The 23,057-nt window shown below is 57.9% G+C and carries 16 protein-coding genes and 1 tRNA gene; 13 read left to right on the top strand and 4 right to left on the bottom strand.

Annotated features, from left to right (window positions below):
• Positions 1-17: 17 nt before the first annotated feature.
• From H0484_RS11225 to H0484_RS11215, 3 genes are all read right to left on the bottom strand, one after another.
• Positions 18-1,448 (bottom strand): aldehyde dehydrogenase family protein, encoded by a 1,431-nt coding sequence (locus H0484_RS11225; protein ID WP_226954825.1) that lies wholly within the window; start codon positions 1,446-1,448, stop codon positions 18-20.
• Positions 1,449-1,562: 114 nt separating this feature from the next.
• Complete coding sequence (fdxA, locus tag H0484_RS11220; RefSeq protein ID WP_226954724.1) at positions 1,563-1,886, bottom strand: ferredoxin FdxA; 324 nt, start codon at positions 1,884-1,886, stop codon at positions 1,563-1,565.
• Between the two features lie 149 nt (positions 1,887-2,035).
• A complete protein-coding gene (locus H0484_RS11215; protein WP_226954723.1) occupies positions 2,036-3,013 on the bottom strand; it encodes an alpha/beta hydrolase in 978 nt (325 codons plus the stop codon).
• Between the two features lie 294 nt (positions 3,014-3,307).
• Here H0484_RS11215 and H0484_RS11210 point away from each other — a divergent pair, with 294 nt between their 5' ends.
• From H0484_RS11210 to H0484_RS11165, 10 genes are all read left to right on the top strand, one after another.
• A complete protein-coding gene (locus H0484_RS11210) occupies positions 3,308-4,864 on the top strand; it encodes a 6-hydroxynicotinate reductase (RefSeq protein WP_226954722.1) in 1,557 nt (518 codons plus the stop codon).
• A 4-nt stretch (positions 4,865-4,868) separates the two neighbouring features.
• Positions 4,869-5,843, top strand: coding sequence for a UPF0280 family protein (locus tag H0484_RS11205; protein WP_226954721.1), 975 nt, complete (start codon positions 4,869-4,871; stop codon positions 5,841-5,843).
• Positions 5,844-5,902: 59 nt separating this feature from the next.
• Positions 5,903-6,547: an amino acid synthesis family protein gene (locus tag H0484_RS11200; protein ID WP_226954824.1), complete on the top strand. Its 645-nt coding sequence runs from the start codon at positions 5,903-5,905 to the stop codon at positions 6,545-6,547.
• Between the two features lie 97 nt (positions 6,548-6,644).
• The gene (locus H0484_RS11195; RefSeq protein WP_226954720.1) at positions 6,645-7,229 is read left to right on the top strand and encodes an amino acid synthesis family protein; all 585 of its coding nucleotides are present in this window, start codon (positions 6,645-6,647) and stop codon (positions 7,227-7,229) included.
• 96 nt (positions 7,230-7,325) lie between these two features.
• Entirely contained in the window at positions 7,326-8,516 is a 1,191-nt protein-coding gene (locus H0484_RS11190) for an amidohydrolase family protein (protein WP_226954719.1), read from the top strand.
• Positions 8,517-8,539: 23 nt separating this feature from the next.
• Positions 8,540-9,778 (top strand): CaiB/BaiF CoA transferase family protein, encoded by a 1,239-nt coding sequence (locus tag H0484_RS11185; protein WP_226954718.1) that lies wholly within the window; start codon positions 8,540-8,542, stop codon positions 9,776-9,778.
• Between the two features lie 80 nt (positions 9,779-9,858).
• Positions 9,859-10,569: a DNA polymerase III subunit epsilon gene (gene dnaQ, locus H0484_RS11180; RefSeq protein WP_226954717.1), complete on the top strand. Its 711-nt coding sequence runs from the start codon at positions 9,859-9,861 to the stop codon at positions 10,567-10,569.
• A gap of 104 nt (positions 10,570-10,673) precedes the next feature.
• Positions 10,674-10,748, top strand: a tRNA-Val gene (locus H0484_RS11175).
• A 150-nt stretch (positions 10,749-10,898) separates the two neighbouring features.
• Entirely contained in the window at positions 10,899-11,897 is a 999-nt protein-coding gene (locus H0484_RS11170) for a tyrosine-type recombinase/integrase (protein WP_226954716.1), read from the top strand.
• Between the two features lie 18 nt (positions 11,898-11,915).
• Positions 11,916-12,530 (top strand): hypothetical protein, encoded by a 615-nt coding sequence (locus H0484_RS11165; protein ID WP_226954715.1) that lies wholly within the window; start codon positions 11,916-11,918, stop codon positions 12,528-12,530.
• A gap of 354 nt (positions 12,531-12,884) precedes the next feature.
• Here the strand turns inward: H0484_RS11165 and H0484_RS11160 are convergent, their stop codons facing one another.
• The gene (locus H0484_RS11160) at positions 12,885-14,969 is read right to left on the bottom strand and encodes an AAA family ATPase (RefSeq protein ID WP_226954714.1); all 2,085 of its coding nucleotides are present in this window, start codon (positions 14,967-14,969) and stop codon (positions 12,885-12,887) included.
• A 649-nt stretch (positions 14,970-15,618) separates the two neighbouring features.
• On the opposite strand from H0484_RS11160, the gene H0484_RS11155 reads away from it, so the two are divergent.
• Genes H0484_RS11155 through H0484_RS11145 form a run of 3 tightly spaced genes read left to right on the top strand, consistent with a single transcriptional unit; the run spans position 15,619 to position 23,053 of the window.
• Positions 15,619-16,563, top strand: coding sequence for a helix-turn-helix transcriptional regulator (locus H0484_RS11155; RefSeq protein ID WP_226954713.1), 945 nt, complete (start codon positions 15,619-15,621; stop codon positions 16,561-16,563).
• On the top strand, positions 16,560-20,102 hold the full coding sequence (locus H0484_RS11150) for a helicase-related protein (RefSeq protein WP_226954712.1): 3,543 nt from the start codon (positions 16,560-16,562) through the stop codon (positions 20,100-20,102). Before H0484_RS11155 ends, H0484_RS11150 begins: the two co-directional genes overlap by 4 nt.
• Entirely contained in the window at positions 20,099-23,053 is a 2,955-nt protein-coding gene (locus H0484_RS11145) for a DUF1156 domain-containing protein (RefSeq protein ID WP_226954711.1), read from the top strand. Before H0484_RS11150 ends, H0484_RS11145 begins: the two co-directional genes overlap by 4 nt.
• The last annotated feature ends 4 nt before the right edge of the window (positions 23,054-23,057 follow it).

Here is a 23,057-nt window from a genome sequence, read left to right as displayed (position 1 = left end):
TTCCCACCTTTTCTTGTTTAAGCCGCTGTATAGGCGGTCTTGACCACAGTAAAGAACTCTTGCGCGTAACGGCCTTGCTCGCGCGGGCCGTAGCTGCTGCCTTTGCGGCCCCCAAACGGCACGTGATAGTCGACCCCGGCGGTGGCGACGTTGACCATGGTCATGCCGGCCTGGATGTGGCGTTTGAAGTGCGTTGCGCGCTTGAGTGACTGCGTGCAGATGCCAGAGCTGAGGCCGAACTCGTTGTCGTTGGCCAGGGCCAGGGCATGGTCGTAATCGTCGGCGCGCACGATGGCGGCAACCGGACCAAAGATTTCTTCACGGGCAATGCGCATGTCGTTGGTGGCATTGACGAACACGGCGGGGCTGAAGAAAAAGCCCTCGGTGTCGCGTTGCAGGCGTTCGCCACCGCACAGCAGTTGCGCGCCTTCGCGTTGGCCGATGGCGACGTACTCCATGTCCTGTTCCAGTTGCGACGCGTCGGCCACCGGGCCGATCTGCGTTTCGCTGCGCAGGGCATGGCCAACCCGTAGAGCGCTAGTGCGCTTGGCAAGCTCTTCGACAAAGCGGTCGTGAATGCCGCGCTCGACAATGATGCGGCTGCTGGCGGTGCAGCGCTGGCCGGTGGAGTAAAACGCGCCTTGAATCGTGCAGTCCAGCGCGACTTCAAGGTCGGCGTCGTCCAGCACGATGAAGGGGTTTTTGCCGCCGAGTTCCAGCTGCACTTTCTTGTGACGGCTGACGGCATCGATCAGCAATTGATTGCCGGTGCCGACCGAGCCGGTAAAGGTGATGGCATGGACGCGAGGGTCTTCGACCAGGGCCGGGCCGACGACGCTGCCGCGCCCCATGACCAGATTGAATACGCCTGCGGGCAAGCCGCTGCGGCTGATGATCTCTGCCAGCGCCCAGGCCGAACCGGGGACCAGATCGGCGGGTTTGAAGATGACGCAGTTGCCATAGGCCAAGGCGGGGGCGATCTTCCAGGCGGGGATAGCGATGGGGAAGTTCCAGGGCGTGATGATGCCGACCACGCCTATGGGTTCGCGGGTGATTTCGACATTCAGGCCGGGGCGTACCGATGGCAGGAACTCGCCTGCGGCTCGCAGGGTTTCACCGGCAAAGAACTTGAAGATCTGGCCGGCGCGGGCGACCTCGCCTATGGCTTCGGGGCGCGTCTTGCCTTCTTCGCGCGCCAGCAGTTCGCCCAGTTCTTCTTTGCGGGCCAGCAGTTCGCTGCCGATGAAGTCCAGCGCGTCGAAGCGCTGTTGCGGCGTAGATAGCGACCAGGCCGGCCAGGCTTGGCTGGCGGCGCCGATGGCGGCGTCGACATCAGCCGCGCTGGCGCGTACGTATTCGCCGACGATGTCGGACAAATCGGAGGGGTTGAGGTTTTGCTGCGTGTTTTGCGAGGCGACCCATTCGCCGGCGATCCAGTTCTTGTGCATATCAGTCATCAGGGAAGGGAGGTGGCCGGCGCCCGGATGCTGCTACCGGCAATGGGGCAGTCGGTGATATTCGCACGCACCGGCTTTGTAAGGCAAGGTGGCGTGCGTTGGGGTTTAGCGTTCCAAGAGTTCCAGCTTACCCGTTTTGCCTTTCCAATCGTCGGCATCGGGTAGCGCGTCTACCTTACGCGAAATGACTTCCCATTGTTGTGACAGTTCGGCGTTGATTTCGATGAACTGCATCTGATCGCTGGGCAGGTCTTCCTCGGCGTAGATGGCTTCGGCAGGGCATTCGGCCACGCACACGGCGCAGTCTATGCATTCATCGGGGTCGATGACCAGGAAATTGGGGCCGGCGTGAAAGCAGTCGACCGGGCAGACGTCGACGCAATCGGTATAGCGGCATTTGATACAGGCTTCGGTGACGACGTGTGTCATGGCTACTTACCAAAAAGAGAGGAGGGGAGCGCTTAAGACAATAACTTTAAGCGTGAGTCTTAACTTCTTGGAGTAGTGTATAAAAAAATGTAGTGAACACCAAACTTTTTAGTGGTTACTACATTTTTTGTGACGCTGGGCATACAGAATCAAGGGCTCTGCGCAAATGCGCCATTGGCGAAGCGCACCGCTTCAGTGGCCGATAGGGGCAAGAGTGAACCGTGAGTTTCGTGGGGAAAGTGTTGGTCTTGCACTTTAAGCCCCCGTACTTGAGCAAATCTATCTACCAGTTGACGAGTGGCGGGTTCCGGCATGCGTTGCCTGCTGCGGGTAGTGCGCTCTCCGGTGCGAGGGGGCTGGCTGCCCGAAGTCAACATATGGAGTTGGATAGGCTGATCCAAGCCGCCGCCTGCTGCGCTGATGCCTCCAAAGAAGGCTTCCATTTCACGGATGGCCGATTGGCCGTTCCACCACAGGGAGGGGTCGGCGATGATGTAGGCTTGGAACTGCTCTGGGCGTGACGTTAAGGCATACAGAGTGAACAAGCCGCCTAATGAGTGACCGAATAAGGCTTGTTTAGTGTTGTCTATCGGCAGCAAGCGCGCCACTTCCGTGCGCAAGGGGCCGGTCAGGAACTCAAGAAAGTCCTCACGACCGCCGGTGGCCATCCCGGCACCACGTTCCCCCAGGTATTCCTCGGCGGTGGGCGGGGTGAAGTCGAGATAGCGGCGTGGCACATTGACGCGCATCGGGCCGGGATAACCCACAGCCACCAGCGCCAGGCATGGCTGCTGCAAACGGCTAAGGGCACGCCATGCGACGGGAAAAACCGCATCGCCGTCGAGTAGATACAGCACCGGGTAGCCATCTGCTGGTGCTGCGCAATCGGGCCGGGCTACCTGTATACGCCAGCGTGCCTGGCCCTCAGGCGCGGCGATCTCCAGACGGGTGATGCGAGGGTCTTCGATCAATTCAACGGGCAGGTCGGAGGCGCGGGTAGGGCTTGAGGCAGCTTCTGTATTGGCGGCGGGTGGCAGCGGCTTTTGTGCGGTGGCCGAGGCAGACCAGGCCAGCGTGACCAATGAGAAGCACGTAGCGTAGAGGAATGCAGCGCGGAGTTTCATCATGGCAAGGACGATAAGGCGGCAGATGATTAATGAGACTTATTATCGAAAGATTATCATGCGGCGACTTAAGGGTTCGTGGCGCAAAGCCTTGCCCTGGCGGGTTTACCCTGATTCAGCCCATGCAAAATCGGGAAGATTCTTGATTGATAGCGCAAGTCTTTTACGCTATGATCGAATGTAGTAAACACTACAATTTATAGTGAGCGCTACATTCAGGTTGAGGCCTTGCCGCCGGTTTCGGGCGCATGCCTGGCGTGTGGCGTGGACGGCGCTATACCGACACAGGAGTCCGTAATGACCGAGCACACCAAGGTGGATCACAGCACCGATAATCTGGATGAAATCCTGCCCGTAACAGCAGGCCCCACGGTACTGGAGCGCTCCAAGCCGCGCAGTGCCAACATGGCCTCAAACAAGGTCGAATGCAATGCCTGTCCCGTGCTGTGCCAGATCACCGAAGGCCGTACCGGTGCCTGTGACCGTTGGGGCAACGTAGACGGCGTGCTTACCCGTCTAGACCCGGTCGTGTTCATGCGTCGTCTTCCCGAAGAGTCGACCGACGTACCCGGCCAAGAGTACGCTTTGCAAGAAACCGATACCGGCGACGAACTCTTCGTCAGCGGCGTGGCCTCGGGCACCACTTACCCCGATTACAAGCCTGCGCCCTTCATCGTCTCGTCCAAGCTTGACGGCGTAGACATGGTTACCGTGGTCACCGAAGGCATCTTCAGCTATTGCAGCTTCAAGATCAAAATCGATACCGACCGCTATCTTGGGCCAGAGCAAGCCAATATTCGTCATAAGGGCGAGATCGTCGGCCACGTCACCACGGCCGAATACGGCTCGCAAATGCTGTCGTTGGGCGGCGTGCATCACCTTACCGGTGGCAGCAAAAAAGAAGGCCGCATCACTTGCGACGTGATGATGGCCTTAGGCAATAAAGAAGCGGTAGAGCTCACCATAGACGGCGGCGCCCAGTTGGTCGTTCAAGCCGGCAAGGCGCCCATCGTTGACGGCGTAGAAGAAAAGCGCATGCGCGTGGGTTGCGGTTCTGCCGCCATCGGTATTTTTGCCAAGCAATGGTTTGGTCATACCGACGAAGTCGTGGTGGTAGACGACCACATTACCGGCGTGCTGACTGAGCACCAAGCGGGTAAATGCTTGGATATGAAGTCTTCGGGCATCAAAATGAAAGGCCGCAAATCCACGCCTGGCCGTTACTTTCAAGTGGCCAACCCCGGCAACGGTTGGGGGGGTACCGATATCTCCGATCCCTTGGCCATTATCGAAGGCTTTGACCCCGAGGTGGCCTGGCCTGGTTTGCGCTTGCTGATTACGTCTACCACGGGCGAGCACGCCGAATACTTCGAACTGGACGACACCCTGACGCCGCAGCGCAAGCCGATTCCCGAGCCTTTGCAAAAGACGGTGGATCGCATTGGCGAGAACTGCGAACCCTCGCTGGCCAGTGTGTTGTTCCTGGGTGGGGCGGGTGGTTCGCTGCGTGCAGGCGTTACCGAGAACCCCATTTGGCTCACCAATTCTATTAAGAAGGCCTTGGTCAACGTCACATGCGGCGGCGCACCGGCCTATATCTGGGCGGGGGGCGGCATTACCGTCATGGTCGACGTGCTGCGCATGCCCGACAACTCCTTCGGCTACGTGCCCACGCCCGCCATTGTCGCGCCTATCGAGTTCAGCATGACGCGCGAAGACTACGAGCGTTTGGGCGGCCATATGGCCGATGTTTTGCCTATCCAGGAAGTGCTCAAGCAAGCCAAATACCGCGTCATCAACTGGGTTGACCCCAGCAGCCCCTGGCCTTTGGGCCAGAAGCCCGTACTGGGTTAAGGGAGTGTCCACCCTCGTCTCCGGCCAAACCGCCGTCCCCGTCTGGCAGCATGCCGACGGGGCGGTGGCTGCCCGTCTGGATGGGGGGCGTTGGCATTTTCAGCATGGGCCCATAGATCTCATCATCGGGGCCGATGGCGACGAAGATGCAGTGAAACAAGCGCTGCAAGCCGCCTGGCAAAAGTTCACCGGGATACTGACCGAGCTGGTCGCGCAATTGCCGGCCTTGCGCAGGCCTGTTGTCTTGGCTTCGACGCTGCCTGCGGCGCTGTGCCGGCCCTCGACTGAACTGCCCAACGCAGCAGACCCCATTTGGCAACGCGTGCAAGGCGAAACAGCACGCCGCATGCTGGCGGCCAGTTTGCCTTACGCGCCGCACTTGTACATTACGCCCATGGTGGCGGTCGCCGGCGCCGTGGCCGACGAGATCATCGCCGTCTTTGCGGCTCAGCCCGGCATACAGCGCGCCTACGTCAACAACGGGGGTGACATCGCCCTGTATTTGGCGCAAGATGCCCAATACCGCGTAGGCTTGTTTGCCGACGTTTCGCGACCTGGCGCACCGCAAGCAGCCAGCGACTTGGATGGCGGCTTTACGGTTTCGGCGGCCTCGCCGGTGCGTGGCGTAGCTACCAGCGGCTGGCGAGGGCGTAGCTTCAGTCTGGGCATCGCCGATAGCGTGACGGTATTGGCAAGCACCGCCGCTGGTGCAGATGCTGCCGCGACGGTGATCGCCAATCAAGTTACGGTGCAGCACCCAGCCATACGCCGAGCCCCCGCCGATACGCTCAAAGACGACTCCGACTTAGGCCAGGCGCTGGTCACGGTCGAGGTTGGCAGCTTGCCCGAACATGTCGTCGAGCAGGCATTGGCACGCGGCGCAGCGCAGGCGCAAGCCTTGCTGGATGCCGGTCTTATCGAAGGAGCCGCCCTGGTTTTGCAAGGGCAGCACCGCGTAGTTTTACCGTCAACGCCTTAAGGCGGGACGTTTGCTTTATTCAGATTGCTATCAAGAATCAGGACGGAACCATGTCAGATTTGATCGAAGTACGCAGGCAATTCACTCAGGTCGAAACCATCTACCACGAGTTCGGCCCAGCGGTCGATAAACCCTTGATCCGCGGCGCCGTCGGCGCCGTGCTCAAGAACCCCTACGCCGGGCGCTATGTCGAAGACATTCTGCCCATGATGGAAGAACTCAACGACGTCGGCCTGGAAATGGCTCGCAATCTGCTGGCCGCCATGGACGTCTCCATCGACGACATCGAAAGCTATGGCAAAGGTTCTATCGTGGGCGCTGCGGGCGAACTCGAACACGGCGCCCTGTGGCACGTGCCAGGTGGCTACGCCATGCGCGAACTCCTGGGCTGGAAGGGTGATCGTTCCTCGTACAAGCAAGGGCAAAGCAGCGGGCAAAAAGGCCTGGAAATGGGCCGCGCCCTGTCCATTGTGCCTTCCACCAAAAAAGTGGGCGGGCCTGGCACCAAGCTTGACGTACCCCTTACCCACATTACGGCCAGCTATGTGCGCGGGCATTTCGACGCCATGGAAGTCGGCGTGCCAGGTGCCCCGGCGTCTGATGAGCTGGTCTTCATCCTTGTCATGGCCACAGGTGGGCGCGTACACCAGCGTGTAGGCGGCTTGCGGCCCGAACAGATCAGCAAATACGACGGCTTGCGCTAAGCACCGTTAAGCAGCCTGCACGCCGTGCACAGCTGTTTCCAAGAATTGAATTTCGCGAGATTGAAGGCTCGCAATCTAGATACCTCGGGAGAACACAATGAATGCAAAGATCCGCAAGCTTGTCGTTTCGGTTGATGAAACCCGCGTCGAAATGGGCAAAGCCATAGAACCCGCCACGCGCCGCGCTGTGGCCGTCGCCGTCATCGAAAATCCCTTTGCCGGCCGCTATGTTGAAAACCTGGACGAACTGATGGCCATCGGTGAAGAGTTGGGCGGCCTGTTGGGCGAAAAGTGCGTCAAAGCCTTGGGCATTCAGCCTGGCCAAGCCGAAAGCTATGGCAAAGCCGCCATCGTCGGCGAAGCCGGCGAGCTCGAACATGCCGCCGCCATTTTGCACCCCAAGCTGGGCGCACCGCTGCGCAAGGCCGTCGAGAAAGGCGCGGCACTGGTGCCGTCTTCTAAAAAGCAAGGCGGTGTTGGCACCGCTATTGACGTTCCCCTGGGCCACAAAGACGCCGCTTTCGTGCGCAGCCACTTCGACGCCATCGAAGCGCGCGTCTCGGATGCACCACGAGCCAATGAAATCGTGGTCGCCGTCGCCGTCACCGACTCGGGTCGTCCGCTGCCACGCGTAGGCGGCCTGACCGCTGCCGAAGCCAAGGGCGAGGACGGTCTGCGCTAAGCGTGTGCCCCCGGCTTGCGCGTTACGCGTCAGGCCGGGGCATCGCTGAGCTGCATGGCTGTTGACGCACGCCAACCCACATCAGGAGAACAGAATATGGCCACCGCTATCGTCGAAAAACATTCTGGCAAACTCGTTATCAAGAACATCGGCCTGCTGCTGTCGGGCGACCTTGAAAACCCCATCCTCGAAGCCGACACCATCGTTGTGGTGGATGGCCGTATCGCTGCCGTGGGCCGGTACAAAGACTGTGACGTCGTGGACGCCGATTCCGTCATTGACTGCCGCGGCACCACGCTGGCGCCCGGCTTGATCGACTCGCACGTTCACCCGGTAGCCGGCGACTGGACACCGCGCCAAAGCCAGTTGAACTGGATCGAGTCCTCGCTGAACGGCGGCGTGACCACCATGATCTCGGCGGGCGAAGTGCATTACCCGGGGCGTCCCAAAGATATCGTCGGTCTCAAGGCCTTGGCCATCACCTCGCAGCGCGCCTTCGATGCTTTCCGTCCCGGCGGCGTCAAGGTACTGGCCGGTGCGCCGGTCATCGAAAAAGGGATGGTCGAGTCCGACTTCAAAGAACTGGCCGATGCCGGCGTCACCCTCTTGGGCGAGATCGGTCTGGGTAGCGTCAAGGCCGGCGATGAAGCCGCCGAGATGGTCAAATGGGCGCGTAAATACGGCATCCAAAGCACCATACACACGGGCGGCCCTTCGGTACCCGGCTCTGGCTACATCGACAAAGACGTGGTGCTTGAGGCCGACGCCGACATCATCGGCCACATCAACGGCGGCCACACCTCTTTGTCTTACAAGCACGTCTGTGAACTGTGCGAGCGCTCGACGCGCGGCATCGAAATCGTGCACAACGGCAACGAACGCATAGGCATACTCACAGCGCGCCACGCGCATGAACTCAAATGCCTGCATCGCGTCATTCTGGGTACCGACGGCCCTGCCGGCTCGGGCGTACAACCTTTGGGCATTCTGCGCATGGTGTCGCAGCTTTCCAGTCTGGCCGATATTCCCGCCGAAATTGCCTTCTGTTTTGCCACCGGCAACACAGCGCGCATGCGCAACCTGGATTGCGGCCTGATCGAGGTAGGCCGTGTGGCCGACTTCGTCATCATGGATCGCGCCCAACACACCGCTGCTGACACCTTGCTGGAAAGCGTACAGCTGGGCGATTTGCCTGGCGTGGGCATGGTCATCATCGACGGTATCGTGCGTTGCCAGCGCAGTCGCAACACCCCGCCGGCCACTCAGGTGCCGGTCATTGAAAAGTAAATAGCTAGCTTGGAGCATTTTTCATGGCAGCAGCATTGCAGGGCGTGACGGTACTGGATCTGTCCCGCATTTTGGCGGGGCCGTGGTCTACCCAGAACCTGGCCGATCTTGGCGCCGACGTCATCAAAGTTGAACGCCCTGGGGCGGGCGACGACACACGCGGTTGGGGCCCACCCTTTGTCACGCGCACCGACGCGCCAGCCGACGCCTCGGGGCCCGATGCCCGCGATGCTGCCTACTATTTTTGCGCCAACCGTGGCAAGCGCTCGATCACGCTCGACTTTACCAAGCCCGAAGGGCGCGAGGTATTGCTTAAACTCGTGGCCAAAGCCGACGTGCTGGTTGAAAACTACAAGGTAGGCGGCCTGAAGAAATACGGGCTGGATTACGCCACTTTGGCTGCGGTTAACCCCTCGCTGATCTACTGCTCTATTACCGGCTTTGGCCATAGCGGCCCCTACGCCGAACGCCCGGGCTACGACGCGCTGATCCAGGCCATGGGCGGCCTGATGAGCATTACCGGCGAGCCCGACGGCACGCCCGGCGGCGGCCCCCAGAAAGTCGGCGTGGCAGTGGTCGACATTCTGACGGCGCTGTATGCCACCTCGGCTATTTTGGCCGCGCTTTACCATCGCACCCGCACCGGAGAAGGCCAGCACATAGACGTGGCCTTGCTGGACGTACAGGTGGCGACGCTAGCCAACCAAGCCAGCAACTACTTGTTGGGCGACGTGGTGCCAGGCCGCTTGGGTAGTGCGCACCCCTCCATCGTGCCCTACCAGCCCTTTGCTTGTGCAGACGGCTACGTCATGCTGGCCATAGGCAACGACACCCAGTTTGCTAATTTCTGCGACACGGCTGGCATGGCTGAATTGGCCAAAGACGAGCGCTTTGCCACCAATGCCGCCCGCGTGCGCAGCCGTAATGAGTTGGTGCCCTTGTTGCAACAACGCATGCTGGCCAAAACCATAGACGAATGGTGCACCCTGGGCAATCAACGCAACTTCCCTTGCGGCCCCATCAACACCATAGACCGTGTGTTCGAAGACCCGCAAGTGCAAGCGCGCAGCATGCGCCAGCAAGTGCAGTCCGACCACTACGGCACCGTAGACTTGGTGGCCAACCCCATGAAGCTGTCAGGCACGCCCACGGTAGAGCCTGTGGCACCGCCGGCGTTGGGAGTGCACACCGAAGACGTGTTGGCCGAGCTGGGCTTGGACGCGCAGAGTGTGGCGGCGCTGCGTGCCAAGGGTGTGCTTTAAGCTTTAGTTGGCCGGCCCATTCGGTCTACAATCCCCGAGGCGACCAAGGTGGTCGCCTTCTTTTTGTACCAGGAAACCGCATGCGCCAGATCATCCTCGATACCGAAACCACCGGCCTGGACCCAGCCGATGGTCACCGCATCATCGAAATCGCCGGCGTGGAAATGATTAACCGGCGGCTGACCGGCAACCACCTGCATTTGTACCTGAACCCTGATCGTGACAGCGACCCGGAAGCACTGGCTATTCACGGCCTGACCACTGATTTCCTGAAAGATCACCCGCGCTTTGAGCAAGTGGCAGACCAGATCCTCGACTATGTGCGTGGTGCCGAGGTCATCATTCACAATGCGGCGTTCGACCTGAAGTTCCTGAACGCCGAACTAGCGCGCATAGACAAACCGGCGTTTCGTACGGCCTGCGCCGAGGTCACTGACTCTTTGCTTTATGCGCGTGAGTTATTCCCCGGCAAGCGTAACAGTCTGGACGCCCTCTGCGAACGCTTCGGCATCTCGAATGCCCACCGCACCCTGCACGGCGCCTTGCTCGACTCCGAGTTGCTGGCCGATGTGTGGCTGGCCATGACGCGCGGCCAAGACGAACTCTTGATGGACTCGGGGGATGACAGCCAGCAAGGCTACGTGATGCTGGAAGGCGATGTAGACCTTGCCAGCCTGCCAGTGTTGCAAGCCTCGGCAGAAGAACTGGCAGCACATCAGGCGTATTTGGACAGCCTGGACAAGGCCGGAGGCAGCATCTGGCGCAAGCTGGAGTCTGAGCCCTTGGCTTAAGTGGGGCTGAGGGAGGGCGCTTAAAACGCGCCTTTAGTGCGTGCTATAATCTCATCCCTCGCCAGGTGTACATTCAAAGCTTTGAATATCCACAGCACCTAAGCGGGCGGTTAGCTCAGTGGTAGAGCACTGCCTTCACACGGCAGGGGTCACTGGTTCGAACCCAGTACCGCCCACCAGTAAATTTCCTTATAAATCAACTTGTTAGGTGGATTTTAGCCGCCTGAAAATGTAATCGATTGTAATAATTTCGATTATTGCGGCATTTTCGCGGCACTTCTACCTATACACCTGCACTCGACTTTTTTTCAACAGTGTGGGAGGCCAAAATGGCATCGATTTATGAACGAGGACCTTTTCAGTTCCAAGCAGTGGTCCGGATTAAAGGCGCGCGTAAGCAGACAAAAACGTTTGAAACGTGGAAGGAAGCGGACGTATGGGCCGCTGGCGTAGAAGCAGACATACGTCGAACACAGTTTACAGATCGGCGCGTAGCGCAGACGACGACTTTTGATCACGTCCTTGAGCGCTATGCAAAAGAAGTCGTGCCAACGAAACGCGGGGGCGCTAGCGAGCTTCCGCGACTTCGCCGCATGCGCGAGCACCATATCGCCGAGAAAAGGCTCGCTGATCTCGGGCCGGCCGACTTCTCAAATTATAGGGACGAGCGTCTGAAGCAGGTTGGGCCGGGTACGGTGCTACGAGAGCTCGGCCTGCTTTCCGCTGTTATTTCGTGCGCCATTATGGATTGGGGATATCCGATTGACAATCCCATTCCACGGATCCGCAAACCAGCCGCGCCCGAGCATCGAGATCGTCGTCTTGAAGACGATGAAGAAGAGCGTGTGCTAGATGCGGCTCAGGGTTCCATTTGTCGGGCTCCCCAGCTTGCTGATGCGATCATTCTCGCGATTGAATCTGGCATGCGAGCCGGCGAGATCGTCGGTCTCACGCGGTCGAGCGTGAACCTTCACCGGCATCACGTTGTACTCCACCAGACCAAGAATGGCTCTAAACGCGTGGTTCCCCTCTCTCTTCGTGCAGAAGAAGTTCTTCGCCGGCTGATGAGTCAGTCTGAAGGTGAAAAGCTGTTTACGTTCTACGACACACGCGGGCTTAGTGCTGCATTTCGGCGTGCTTGCAAGCGAGCAGGGATCGTGGACCTGACGTTTCATGATTTGCGACATGAAGCAGCCTCCAGACTTGCGACCCGAATTCCTTCGCCTGCTACCTTGGCAAAGGTGATGGGCTGGAAGACGTTGCAGATGGCGATGCGGTACTACAACCCCAGCGCCGAAGAGCTTGTCAGTGCCGTGCGGGCCGCATGAGAAAAGGGAGGAACTTCTATGTGCAAACTATCGAAAGCAGATATCGTCAAGTTCCATGAACTGATGGGGCGGACCGTGCCACCGGAGCTATACACGCCTGACATCGTGACGCTGATGCTTACTGAAGCACGCAGAGACGCCAAGGTGGCGGAGGAATTTGAAAGACACGTTTGGTCCCGGATCGACCCGCAGGAGTACCTTGATTCTCAGGCTCATGAGTGTGCTGAATTTGCGGTGGGGCTGCTCGCAGCGCCCGTCCCCAGGGACAGAACGTTTATGTTCAAAACTGTCGAGAGCGTTCAGGATATGGGGGAGCTGGAGTTTGGTAAAGCACTGCCGGTCTTCGTTGATTTCGCTCCCTGGCTGAAGGTGGAGACAACAATCTACCTACGTTCGATCACGCTACACCCGAGTCTGCGAAGGAAAGGCTTCCTGACCAAGTTTAAGAAGGAGCTGATGAGTCGAGGGATCACAGGTTTGGTTCTTGAAGCGGTGCAAAACCCTTCTTTAGCGTATGCGCTGCATCGGAAAAGTCAGCAGTCAGATTCCGTCGTGCACTTGGGAAACCCCTTGTATGTGGACTACGAACGTATGCTTTTTACGTCACAAACGTACGCACTCAGGCTTTGTTGAGCGCCGACTTGCCTATTGGGACGAATCTCTTCCATCAGCAATGAATGGTGGTAGAGGCCCCTCCCGGTCGGAGCCGCCGTTGCAATAGTCACCATAGAAGAATGGGAGTCGGCTGTTTTCGGCGGCTCCCAGGATTTGTGGGTGTACCAATCTGCGTAGATGAATCACAAAGGGTTTTGAGGAGGCTGCATTTCTTGAGGGCTTTTCAGGCTTTTACACAGGCCCGATGTACCGGAGGAAACGACAAAGTGCTACAAGGGAGATGGCAACGCCAACGATGTGGGGCTCCTCAGGCCGTTAATTGAGGCTGGTAGGCGCGTGGTGTAGTCGGCGGGCAAGTCGGAACTACTACAACTACAGCTCAAACCGACTGAAGAGTTGCACCCATCGCTCAATCAAATCGTTCTCGATACTGTCGATCCCCTTGGCCAGAAGGGAGGCTTTCACGCGTTTGGAAACCTCCACCTTCCAGCCAGGCGTCAGCTCAATGCCTTCACTCTTGGCCCAAACCTCAACCTGTGGCACGACGGGTGTCCCTGGTGACATGACTTCCGAAAATTCCTGTTCTGGCCCACGAAAAATTCGATCTACCGCTGCCATAAAGTGCTGATGGGGGATCAAGTCTTCGAGCTCTGACCCTTCGAAGCCAGCGTACTCATCAGTCGATAGTATCCTCTTCTCCTCTCCTTTATACAGGCTGCTAGTTAGCTCCGTAGCCATCCTCCTACCCATGTGGTCACCATCCAGTAAAACCACAGGAAGAGCCTCGTCTCGGCCAGTCAAGATCCCAGCAGTGATTCTCAACGTCTTAGTTCCACCTGCGGGTGGAAACACTAGTTCACGGCTAGGTTTGATCTTCCCTGCGCCAATAAGAAGTGCCTTGATCATTGTTAGATAGTGCTGATCGGAAGCCCCTTCAACAACGACAGGCAGGCAACCTAGCAGCAGACTCTCAGCAATGTTCAGATTGAGTGCTGAATACACGGCATACGCCGCGCCGGCATGTGCAGGGTCAGCACCCGATTGACGTAGATTCGGTGAGGACTCGGTAGAGCCATCAGCAGCGACATAGACCTTCCTTACTCGATCTAGCCGATCGGGATCGACGAGGAATGGTGAGTGCGTTGTGTAGATAATCTGATTGGTTTCACTCAACCCATCGAAGAAGGCGGATAGATCGCGTTGCGCTAGAGGGTGAAGCGATAGACCGGGCTCATCTAGTAGAAGGACGGCGTTTTCGTGGTCCCCCTGGCTTTCCACCAAGAACACTAGGTAGAAGCTTAGAAACCATTGCAACCCCGTACTGCGGTTTTCTAGCTCGACTTCTTCTGGGCGTCGGTCGTCCGACACCCAAATTCGGAAGTGATCTCCATCTGCTTCGAATCGGAAGCGATAGTCGCCTTGTTTCCACCAAGACTTGAACTCCTTCGTCAGGGTCGTGCCCGCGGACTGTAGCAAGATGGAGCGCTCCCGTTTGCGTTCCGCGATCTCCGCAATCTCGGCTTCAGTGGGTTGCCTACTCTGATTGTTTGGGTCTTTGAAATCGCGGCCAAGCTGAAGGATTTCCTTAGGTTGAAGGCGAACAAAGCTGAACAATACACGCAGAGTTCGAGCCTTCGCAGCCTCCTTAGCGCCCAGGTCTTGTCTCTTAAGATTATCGACCACATGCGGTAAATAGATCTCGGAGTCCAAGTTCCCGTAGTTGGAGTAGTAGACAAATTTGGGGAGTGCTGTCAGGACAAGATCCCGCACCCCTTCAATGTCTTCTGGGGCGGGCGATCTGATTTCGGCCAACCATGCGGTCAAGGTGTCGATCGTTTGCTGGACGCGAGGAATGATCGTCGAAGTTTTGGCTGGCTGGTCTGGCAGTAGCTTCTCCAGCGACGTGATGACGTTGTCGAGATCCTGCGCAGTCCAGTCTTGGTTGATAGCCTCGGCCAACGCCTGAACATCGCCAAGAATCGTTGACTTAAGAGGCTCTTCGCTTTTCAGCGCGTCTGCTTGTTCAATAGACGTAATTAGACTTAACAACTCGTCCTTGCTCTCCCACGCAGAGACCGTTGTCTTGGGGGAATATTGCGGAAATGAGACTGCATATTCCCCGTCGAAATATCTGCCGACACGCACGACTTCCATTTGTGTAGGATCCACTTTCGTCAGCGACACCAAATCTTCACGGAGAGAGGTAGCATCGAAGTCGGCAGTGATGAACTGAAAGCGTCCTGGCTCGGCGCGCACATCCGCGAACATGGTCTTCGGGTAGTCCGATGTTGGTTGAATGTTGCCTTCACGGGCAGGGTTGAGCTTCCAAAGTGGAAGCAACAAGTTCGTTTTTCCTGACTCGTTGACACCGATGAGTGCGGCAACGTCGCCGGCCTCAATGTCGCCGCTGTCTATCACTGAACGGAAGTTTGTTACTCGATACGTGATCAGCTTCACTTTGTGCCTTCCTTATGGCTGTCTCTTTTGCGGGCAACCGGGGTCTGCGCAGCCGGGTTGCACGCAATAATAGGACGTCCCGAGAGTTCTTCCAATTGTTTCATCATCTCGGGCAGGCGGGCGAGGGCCAGACCTTTCGGAATTCACCGCACGTGACAAGCAGGACGCTTCCAAGCCTTGATTCCTTCGAGCAGCCTCCTTCACCGCAACAGGCAGCCGTTTAGACGTCGTTATCAAAACGAGGGCATCCGCTTCTATGTTGGCCATCAAAAATGGACTTCGCGTTCCCCACTCGTCTGTTGGCGCCGGCCTCATTACTCACTCGACGTTGAACCAGCTCCTCAATCACCTGCACCCTTGTTAAGCTGCTATTCGCGTAGGCTGGAAAGACGTCGAAGTGTTGCGCGAAAGCCGTCTTCCCCCCTGAATTCAACTTTCTGATAAGTTCGCATCCATCCATCCAAGTCCCTTTTTTTACTTTCTATTTGGTCGGAGCGTGCCAACTGGTGGCAGCCAGAGCTTGATGATCGGAACTACGGCATGCAATTTTGGTGATCATTTTGATCACGGTCGCTAATACGAAGAAGGAGTTATGGTGATGTTCGGTGTAGTGTGCTAGATTTGCCTCATCATTTCAATTGGTAACTTCATGTCTAGCTCTCTGCTGGAAGACCTCACTCAGGCGCAAAGGGAGCGCCTGTTCCATATCGACTTACGTCTTCGCTTCCTCGGGACGGTGTCTAGGCCCGATCTCGTCCAACGCTTCGGTATCAAGGCAGCTGCCTCAACCCGCGATCTAGCGCTGTACAAAGAGCTCAGGGCGACCAACCTCGAATACGACGCGCGTGGCAAGGTGTACGTTGCCACGGAGGCCTTCCAACCTGTGTTCGCTCATTCGGCAGAACAGGTGCTGACAGCGTTATGCAGGGGGCTAGGCGACGATTTCGTGGGCATCCACCATGCGATGCTCGCCGCAGAACTTCCCACGCAGCTGAACCTGCCGCAGCTAGACATCCTTGCAGCAGTCAGTCGAGCCATTTACCGAAGGCGGGTGCTGAACATCAGCTACCGCTCCTTGAGTAATGGCTTAGGTGAACGCGAGATTATCCCTTTCGCCCTGGTCGACAATGGCTTGCGCTGGCATGTGCGCACTTACGACCGCAAGCGTGGTCATTTTGCTGATTTCGTCATCAATCGTATTGTCGAGGCCAGTCACAGCCCAGCGTCGGCAGTAGCAGCCCCTGAAAGTAAAGAGGCCGATATCCAGTGGAACCGGGTCGTTGAACTGCATCTCGTTCCTCACCCCAGTCTTGCTCATCCTGAGACGATCGCCTTTGAATATGGAATGACTAGCGGCCTGCTGAAGGCGCAGGTGCGGGCGGCGGTCGCCGGCTATGTGTTGCGTCGCTGGAATGTAGGCTGCACGGCAGATCATTCCTTGCAGGGTGCCGAGTTTCACTTATGGCTGAGCAATCTGCCCACCCTCTACGGAGTCGAAAACCTGGCCATTGCACCGGGCTTCCGCCCGGAATCCACTATGGGAATCACTCAACAACGCGCAGAAGTCATCACGAGTGGGGAAGAGGCTGAATGATCAAGCTCGAAGACATCAAGAAAGACGCGCAGATACGCGGCATACAGGGCGCAGACGTCGTACGGGTGGTGCAGGTCGAGCCTGTGGGTGATGACGCGCTGACGGTTTACTACAAAGATGCCCAGGGCCGTTTGGGCGAGCAGATGCTGCATCGCTCCGACGAAAGCCGCCTGGAAATTGCCCAGGCGGGGCGAGCCTGGGCATTTGATGCGCCTGGGGCGGATTTCAAGCTGGGGTTGGAAGCCTATCGCATTAAGCAGGCTGCGCTGTTCGACCCGATGATGGCCGTCCATACTTCTAACGTGGAACCGCTGCCGCATCAGATATCGGCGGTGTACGAGTCCATGCTGCCGCGCCAGCCGCTGCGCTTCGTGTTGGCGGATGACCCTGGTGCAGGCAAAACCATCATGGCCGGCCTGCTAATCCGCGAATTGCTGATGCGGGCCGACGCCAAACGGGTGCTGATTGTGTCGCCCGGCGGGCTGACAGAACAATGGCAGGATGAACTACGCGAAAAATTCAGCGTCGATTTTGAGATTTTCAGCCGGGAAAAGCAGGAACAATGCGCCTCGGGCAACTATTTCGAGGAAACTGACCTGCTGATCTGCCGTCTCGATCAGCTTTCTCGCAATGAAGACTACCAGCAAAAGCTCAAGAGCACAGACTGGGATCTCATCATTGTTGACGAAGCCCATAAGCTGTCGGCGAATTACTTTGGCAACAAGGTCAATAAAACCAAGCGCTTCCAGCTGGGTGAACTGCTGGGGGCTATTACCCGGCATTTCCTGCTCATGACCGCCACACCGCACAACGGTAAGGAAGAAGACTTCCAGATCTGGCTGTCGCTGCTGGATGGCGACCGCTTCTATGGCAAGTTCCGTGAAGGCGCACATAAGGTCGATGTCTCCGACATGATGCGCCGCATGGTGAAAGAAGAGTTGCTCAAATTTGATGGCACGCCGCTGTTTCCCGAGCGTCGTGCCTACACAGCCAATTATGAGCTTTCCAATGCTGAAGCCGATCTTTACGCGCAAGTTACAGATTACGTTCGCAATGAGATGAATCGTGCCGACCGCCTGGAAGGCGGCCGCAAGGGGACCGTCGGTTTCGCGCTCACCCAGCTACAGCGGCGGCTGGCATCCAGTCCTGAAGCCATTTATCAGTCACTCAAGCGGCGTCGCAAGCGGCTGGAATCACGGCTCGATGAAATGAAATTGGTGGCACGGGGGCAGGCGATCCACGGTGGCCACAAGGTTGCAGAAACCCTGGGCGAGTACCAGGTGACACACAAATTGGATCTTCCAGACAATCTGGACGAACTGGAAGAAGAACTAAGCGCCGAGGAATACGAACTCTATGCCGAACAGGTGGTTGACCAGGCCACTGCCGCCGAGACCATTCCTGAACTGGAAGCGGAAATCCTGATTCTCAAAGACCTGGAGTACCAGGCGCTGATCGTGGTGCAGTCGGGCAACGACCGCAAATGGGAAGAGCTTTCGCATCTGCTGCAAGACCGCCCCGAGATGTATACCGCGGGGGGCAGTCGCCGCAAATTGATTGTGTTTACGGAACACCGCGATACCCTGAACTATCTGGTGCAGCGTATCGGCGGCATGTTGGGTCGCCCGGAAGCAGTCATCACCATACATGGGGGTACCAACCGCGATGCTCGGCGCAAGGCGCAGGAAGAGTTCCGCAATAACCCCGATGTCCTGGTGCTGGTGGCGACAGACGCAGCCGGCGAAGGCGTTAACCTGCAAAACGCCAACCTCATGGTCAATTATGACCTGCCCTGGAACCCCAACCGCCTGGAACAGCGCTTTGGTCGTATCCACCGCATCGGGCAGACGGAAGTCTGTCACCTGTGGAATCTGGTAGCCAGCCAGACTCGTGAGGGCGAGGTCTTCCAGAAGCTGTTTGAAAAGCTGGAGGTCGAGAAAAAGGCTTTGGGTGGCAAGGTCTTTGACATTCTGGGTGAAGCCTTTGAAGAGCTTTCGTTGAAAGACCTGCTGATCCAAGCGATTCGCTATGGTGAATCAGCCGAGGTCAAGGCCCGCTTGAGTCGCGTCATCGAAGGCGCTTTGGATACCGACCGTCTGCGCGAGATCCTGCGCCGTAATGCCCTGGCTGAGCAGCACATGTCGCTGGCCGACCTTTACGCCATCAAGGAAGAAATGGATAAGGCCGAGGCCCGCAAGCTTCAGCCCTATTTCATTCGTGCGTTCTTCAATGCAGCCTTCCAGACCCTGGGCGGTGAACTGCGTGACCGTGAACCGGGCCGTTACGAGGTTCGCCATGTGCCCGCTGCGATTCGCGAGCGTGACCGCGTCATCGGCCAGACCCGCAGCCCGGTGCTGCGTAAGTACGAACGTATCTGCTTTGAAAAACAGCTGATCCGCGTGGAAGGCAAGCCCATGGCCGACTTGATCCACCCGGCTCACCCGCTGATGGCGGCCACCACAGACTTGGTTTTGTCCGCGCACCGCAGCAAGCTCAAGCAAGGCGCAGTGCTGGTTGACCCTAACGATGAAGGCAACGAACCTAGGGTCTTGTTCATGATGGACCACACCGTGCGCGAGAGTGAACCCATGGAAGCAGGCGGCACGCCTAAAGAGGCTTCACGTCGCCTGCAATTTGTGGAGATCGACCCGCATGGCAAGGCACAACATGCCGGCTGGGCGCCCCACTTGGACTTGCAGCCCATCAGCGACCACGACCTGAAACAAGTGCAGGATATTCTTCAGGCCCCATGGATCACCCGTAACCTCGAAGCCCTGGCACTGAATCATGCGTCGCAGCATCTGGCACCGGCGCATTATCAGGAAGTGAAAACCCGGCGCGAACAGCAGGCCGACAAAATCCAGTCTGCTGTTCGTGCGCGCCTGGTCAAGGAAATCAATCATCTGTCTGGTCAGGCGATCAAGCTCGATGAAGAAGTGGCCGCCGGCAAGCAGCCGCGTGTGCAGCCAGAGAATTTCAGGCGTCGGGCAGAAGAACTCACCGCAAGGCTGGAACAACGTGAGCGTGAGCTTCAGGCCATGCGTAATGTGGTGTCCAGCACCCCAGTCCTGATTGGCGGGGCGCTGGTCATCCCCCAGGGCTTGCTGGATATGCGCAGCGGCAAGGCAAGCTTTTCAGTAGACGCCCAGGCTCGCGCCCGTGTGGAGCAGATTGCCATGCAGGCGGTCATGGATTATGAAACGGCGCTTGACCACACGGTGAAAGATGTCTCTGCCGAGAAATGCGGCTGGGACATCACCGCCCGCCCGCCTGCCAACGCAGATGGCTCCTTGCCAGAAGACCGTCATATAGAAGTGAAGGGCAGGGCGAAAGGCCAAGATCTGATCACCGTGACCCGCAATGAAATTCTCTACGCCCTCAACCAGGCAGAAAAGTTCTGGCTGGCAATCGTCATCGTCGACGGCGAATCTTATGAAGGCCCCTTCTATATAAAGAACCCCTTTACCGTCGAACCCGATTTCGGAGTGCCATCCGTACCGTATGAGCTCAAGTATTTATTGAGCAAGGCAGAAGCATGACAGCGATCAAAACCCCCAAGAAGCTCATAGAAGTGGCCCTGCCGCTGGATGATATCAACGCTGCCGCAGCGCGCGAGAAATCCATCCGCCACGGCCACCCCAGCACCCTGCATCTCTGGTGGGCGCGCCGGCCTCTGGCTGCGGCGCGGGCGGTGATCTTTGCACAGATGGTGAATGACCCCGGCGGCGAGCGTGGCTACTACGCCGGCAAGACCCGGGCGCAGGCAGATGCCGAACGTGAAGAACTCTTCGATATCCTGCGCGATCTGGTCAAGTGGGAAAACACCAATAACGAGGAAGTGCTTGCCCGCGCCCGCGCTGCGATTGCCAAAAGCTGGCGTGAAACCTGCCACCTTAACCGCAACCACCCGGGTGCTGCGGAGTTGTTCAACCCGGATCAACTGCCTGCCTTCCACGACCCGTTTGCCGGTGGGGGCGCGCTGCCGCTGGAAGCCCAGCGCCTGGGCCTGGAAAGCTATGCCAGTGATCTAAACCCGGTGGCAGTCACTATTAACAAGGCCATGATCGAAATCCCCCCGCGTTTTGCGGGCCGGGCGCCGGTCGGGCCAGAGGTCGAAACCGAGCGCGGTACCAAAAAGGCCAATAAACGGGTGTTTGATGACTGGAGCGGTGCGCGCGGGCTGGCAGAAGATGTACGCCGCTATGGTGCCTGGATGCGTGAACAGGCACTCGAACGTATTGGACATCTTTACCCCAAGGTGGAAGTCACTGCTGAAATTCTGGCCGATAATGTCGGCCCGAGCGGTGCGGCAGACTTGGGCGGTTATAAAAATGCCGGTCTGGCAGGCATGGAGGCGGGACAGGAACTGACTGTCATTGCCTGGCTATGGGCGCGCACCGTAAAAAGCCCCAACCCGGCGTTCAGCCATGTGGATGTGCCGCTGGTCAGCACCTTCATTCTAAGTAGCAAAGCGGGCAAGGAAGCTTGGGTGCAGCCGGTGGTGGAAGGCGATAGTTACCGTTTTGAGGTAAAGACCGGTACGCCGCCGGCGGAGGCGAAGAATGGAACCAAGCTGGCGCGAGGGGCTAATTTTCGGTGTTTGATGTCTGGTGTGCCCATTGAGCCCGCCTATATCAAGGCTGAAGGTATAGCGGGACGCATGGGCGCTAAGTTGATGGCTATTGTGGCAGAAGGGGGGCGAGCGAGACTTTATCTTGCTCCGATGCGTGAGCACGAGGTCATTGCGAAGGAGGCCGAAGCCGAATGGAGACCTGATGTTGATATTCCGCCGGATAAGCGTTCCATGTTCACCCCGCTCTACGGATTGACTAAATTCAGCGATCTGTTCACTGACCGTCAACTCGTCGCACTGACCACATTCTCCGATCTGGTGCCCGAGGCTATCACCCGTATCCGTGCCGATGCCATCGCCGCAGGCATGCCTGACGATGGCAGGGGTTTGGATGCAGGAGGGGAGGGCGCAACGGCGTATGCGGAAGCGGTGGGGGTGTATTTGGCGTTTTCAACGGACAAAGCGTCAGATTACTGGTCATCAATTTGCACATGGCATTCAAGTAAAGAGCTAATTCGAAATACTTTCGGTCGGCAAGCCATTCCAATGACCTGGGATTATGCAGAGACCAACCCTTTTTCCGATTCGGCAGGAAACGTTAGCAGCGGAATAGAGTGGGCTTACAAGGCACTTCAACTGATGCCTAGTAAGGCAGGAGGTGCTGGAGTCCAGTCTGATGCGCAAACTCAGACAATCAGCGCGGACAAACTCATTTCTACCGATCCCCCATACTACGACAACATCGGCTACGCAGACCTCTCAGATTTCTTCTACGTATGGCTGCGTCGTAGCCTGCGTCCGATCTTCCCGGGCCTCTACGCCACCCTGGCCGTCCCCAAAGCCGAAGAGCTGGTCGCCACACCCTACCGCCACGGCGGCAAGGAAAAGGCCGAAACCTTTTTCATGGACGGCATGACCGCCGCCATGAGTAACCTTGCACAGCAAGCGCACCCGGCCTTCCCCGTGACCATCTATTACGCCTTCAAACAAAGCGACACGAAAGAGGGGGCTGGCACTCATAGCACCGGCTGGGAGACCTTCTTGGAAGCCGTGCTGCGCGCAGGGTTTGCACTTACCGGCACCTGGCCCATGCGTACTGAATTGAGCAACCGCATGATCGGTTCTGGCACCAACGCCCTTGCTTCCAGCATCGTACTCGTCTGCCGCAAGCGCGAGTCCACGGCAGAATCCATCTCTCGCCGCGATTTCCAGCGACAACTCCGCGAAGAAATGCCGGAAGCTCTGGAAACCATGATAGGTGGCGAAAGCGGCCAGTCTCCCATTGCTCCGGTCGACCTTGCCCAGGCTGCCATCGGCCCTGGCATGGCGATCTATTCCCAATACGAAGCTGTGCTTAACCAGGATGGCTCGCGCATGAGCGTGCATGATGCGCTGATTCTGATTAACCGCGCCATCACCGAATACCTCAGCCCGGATTCCGGCAGCTTCGATTCCGAAACCCAGTTCTGCTCAAGCTGGTTTGAGCAGCACGGCTGGGCGGCCGGGCAGTTTGGTGAAGCTGACACTCTGTCGCGCGCCAAGGGCACCAATGTTGACCGTGTCAAAACATCGGGTGTGCTGGAATCCGGCGCAGGCAAGGTCCGCCTGCTGCGTTGGAAGGAATATGAATCCGACTGGGACCCTGCACGTGACACACACACCAATATCTGGGAAGCCTGCCACCAGATGATCCGCCGCCTGAGCAATCAGGGCGAATCGGCCGCAGGCGAGCTTCTGGCCAAGATGCCAGAAAAAGGCGAAGCCATCCGGCAGTTGGCTTACCACCTGTATACCCTGTGCGAACGCAACAAATGGGCGGATGACGCCCGTGCTTATAACGAGCTGATTGCTTCCTGGCACGCGATTGTTGCAGCATCCCACCAAGTCGGCCATACGGGCGAGCAACTGAGCTTTTAAGGAA

Source organism: Mesopusillimonas faecipullorum (assembly GCF_020539505.1).
GTDB lineage: Bacteria > Pseudomonadota > Gammaproteobacteria > Burkholderiales > Burkholderiaceae_B > Mesopusillimonas > Mesopusillimonas faecipullorum.
Note: the sequence above shows the minus strand (reverse complement) of the source record. Positions and strands in the feature narration are given on the sequence as shown.

Bases quoted from the DNA above. Each gene is read 5' to 3' on its own strand.
- fdxA (WP_226954724.1), bottom strand. From the start codon at position 1,886: ATGACACACGTCGTCACCGAAGCCTGTATCAAATGCCGCTATACCGAT.
- H0484_RS11170 (WP_226954716.1), top strand. From the start codon at position 10,899: ATGGCATCGATTTATGAACGAGGACCTTTTCAGTTCCAAGCAGTGGTC.
- H0484_RS11150 (WP_226954712.1), top strand. From the start codon at position 16,560: ATGATCAAGCTCGAAGACATCAAGAAAGACGCGCAGATACGCGGCATA.
- dnaQ (WP_226954717.1), top strand. From the start codon at position 9,859: ATGCGCCAGATCATCCTCGATACCGAAACCACCGGCCTGGACCCAGCC.
- H0484_RS11215 (WP_226954723.1), bottom strand. From the start codon at position 3,013: ATGATGAAACTCCGCGCTGCATTCCTCTACGCTACGTGCTTCTCATTG.
- H0484_RS11145 (WP_226954711.1), top strand. From the start codon at position 20,099: ATGACAGCGATCAAAACCCCCAAGAAGCTCATAGAAGTGGCCCTGCCG.
- H0484_RS11165 (WP_226954715.1), top strand. From the start codon at position 11,916: ATGTGCAAACTATCGAAAGCAGATATCGTCAAGTTCCATGAACTGATG.
- H0484_RS11155 (WP_226954713.1), top strand. From the start codon at position 15,619: ATGTCTAGCTCTCTGCTGGAAGACCTCACTCAGGCGCAAAGGGAGCGC.
- H0484_RS11190 (WP_226954719.1), top strand. From the start codon at position 7,326: ATGGCCACCGCTATCGTCGAAAAACATTCTGGCAAACTCGTTATCAAG.
- H0484_RS11195 (WP_226954720.1), top strand. From the start codon at position 6,645: ATGAATGCAAAGATCCGCAAGCTTGTCGTTTCGGTTGATGAAACCCGC.
- H0484_RS11225 (WP_226954825.1), bottom strand. From the start codon at position 1,448: ATGCACAAGAACTGGATCGCCGGCGAATGGGTCGCCTCGCAAAACACG.
- H0484_RS11185 (WP_226954718.1), top strand. From the start codon at position 8,540: ATGGCAGCAGCATTGCAGGGCGTGACGGTACTGGATCTGTCCCGCATT.
- H0484_RS11210 (WP_226954722.1), top strand. From the start codon at position 3,308: ATGACCGAGCACACCAAGGTGGATCACAGCACCGATAATCTGGATGAA.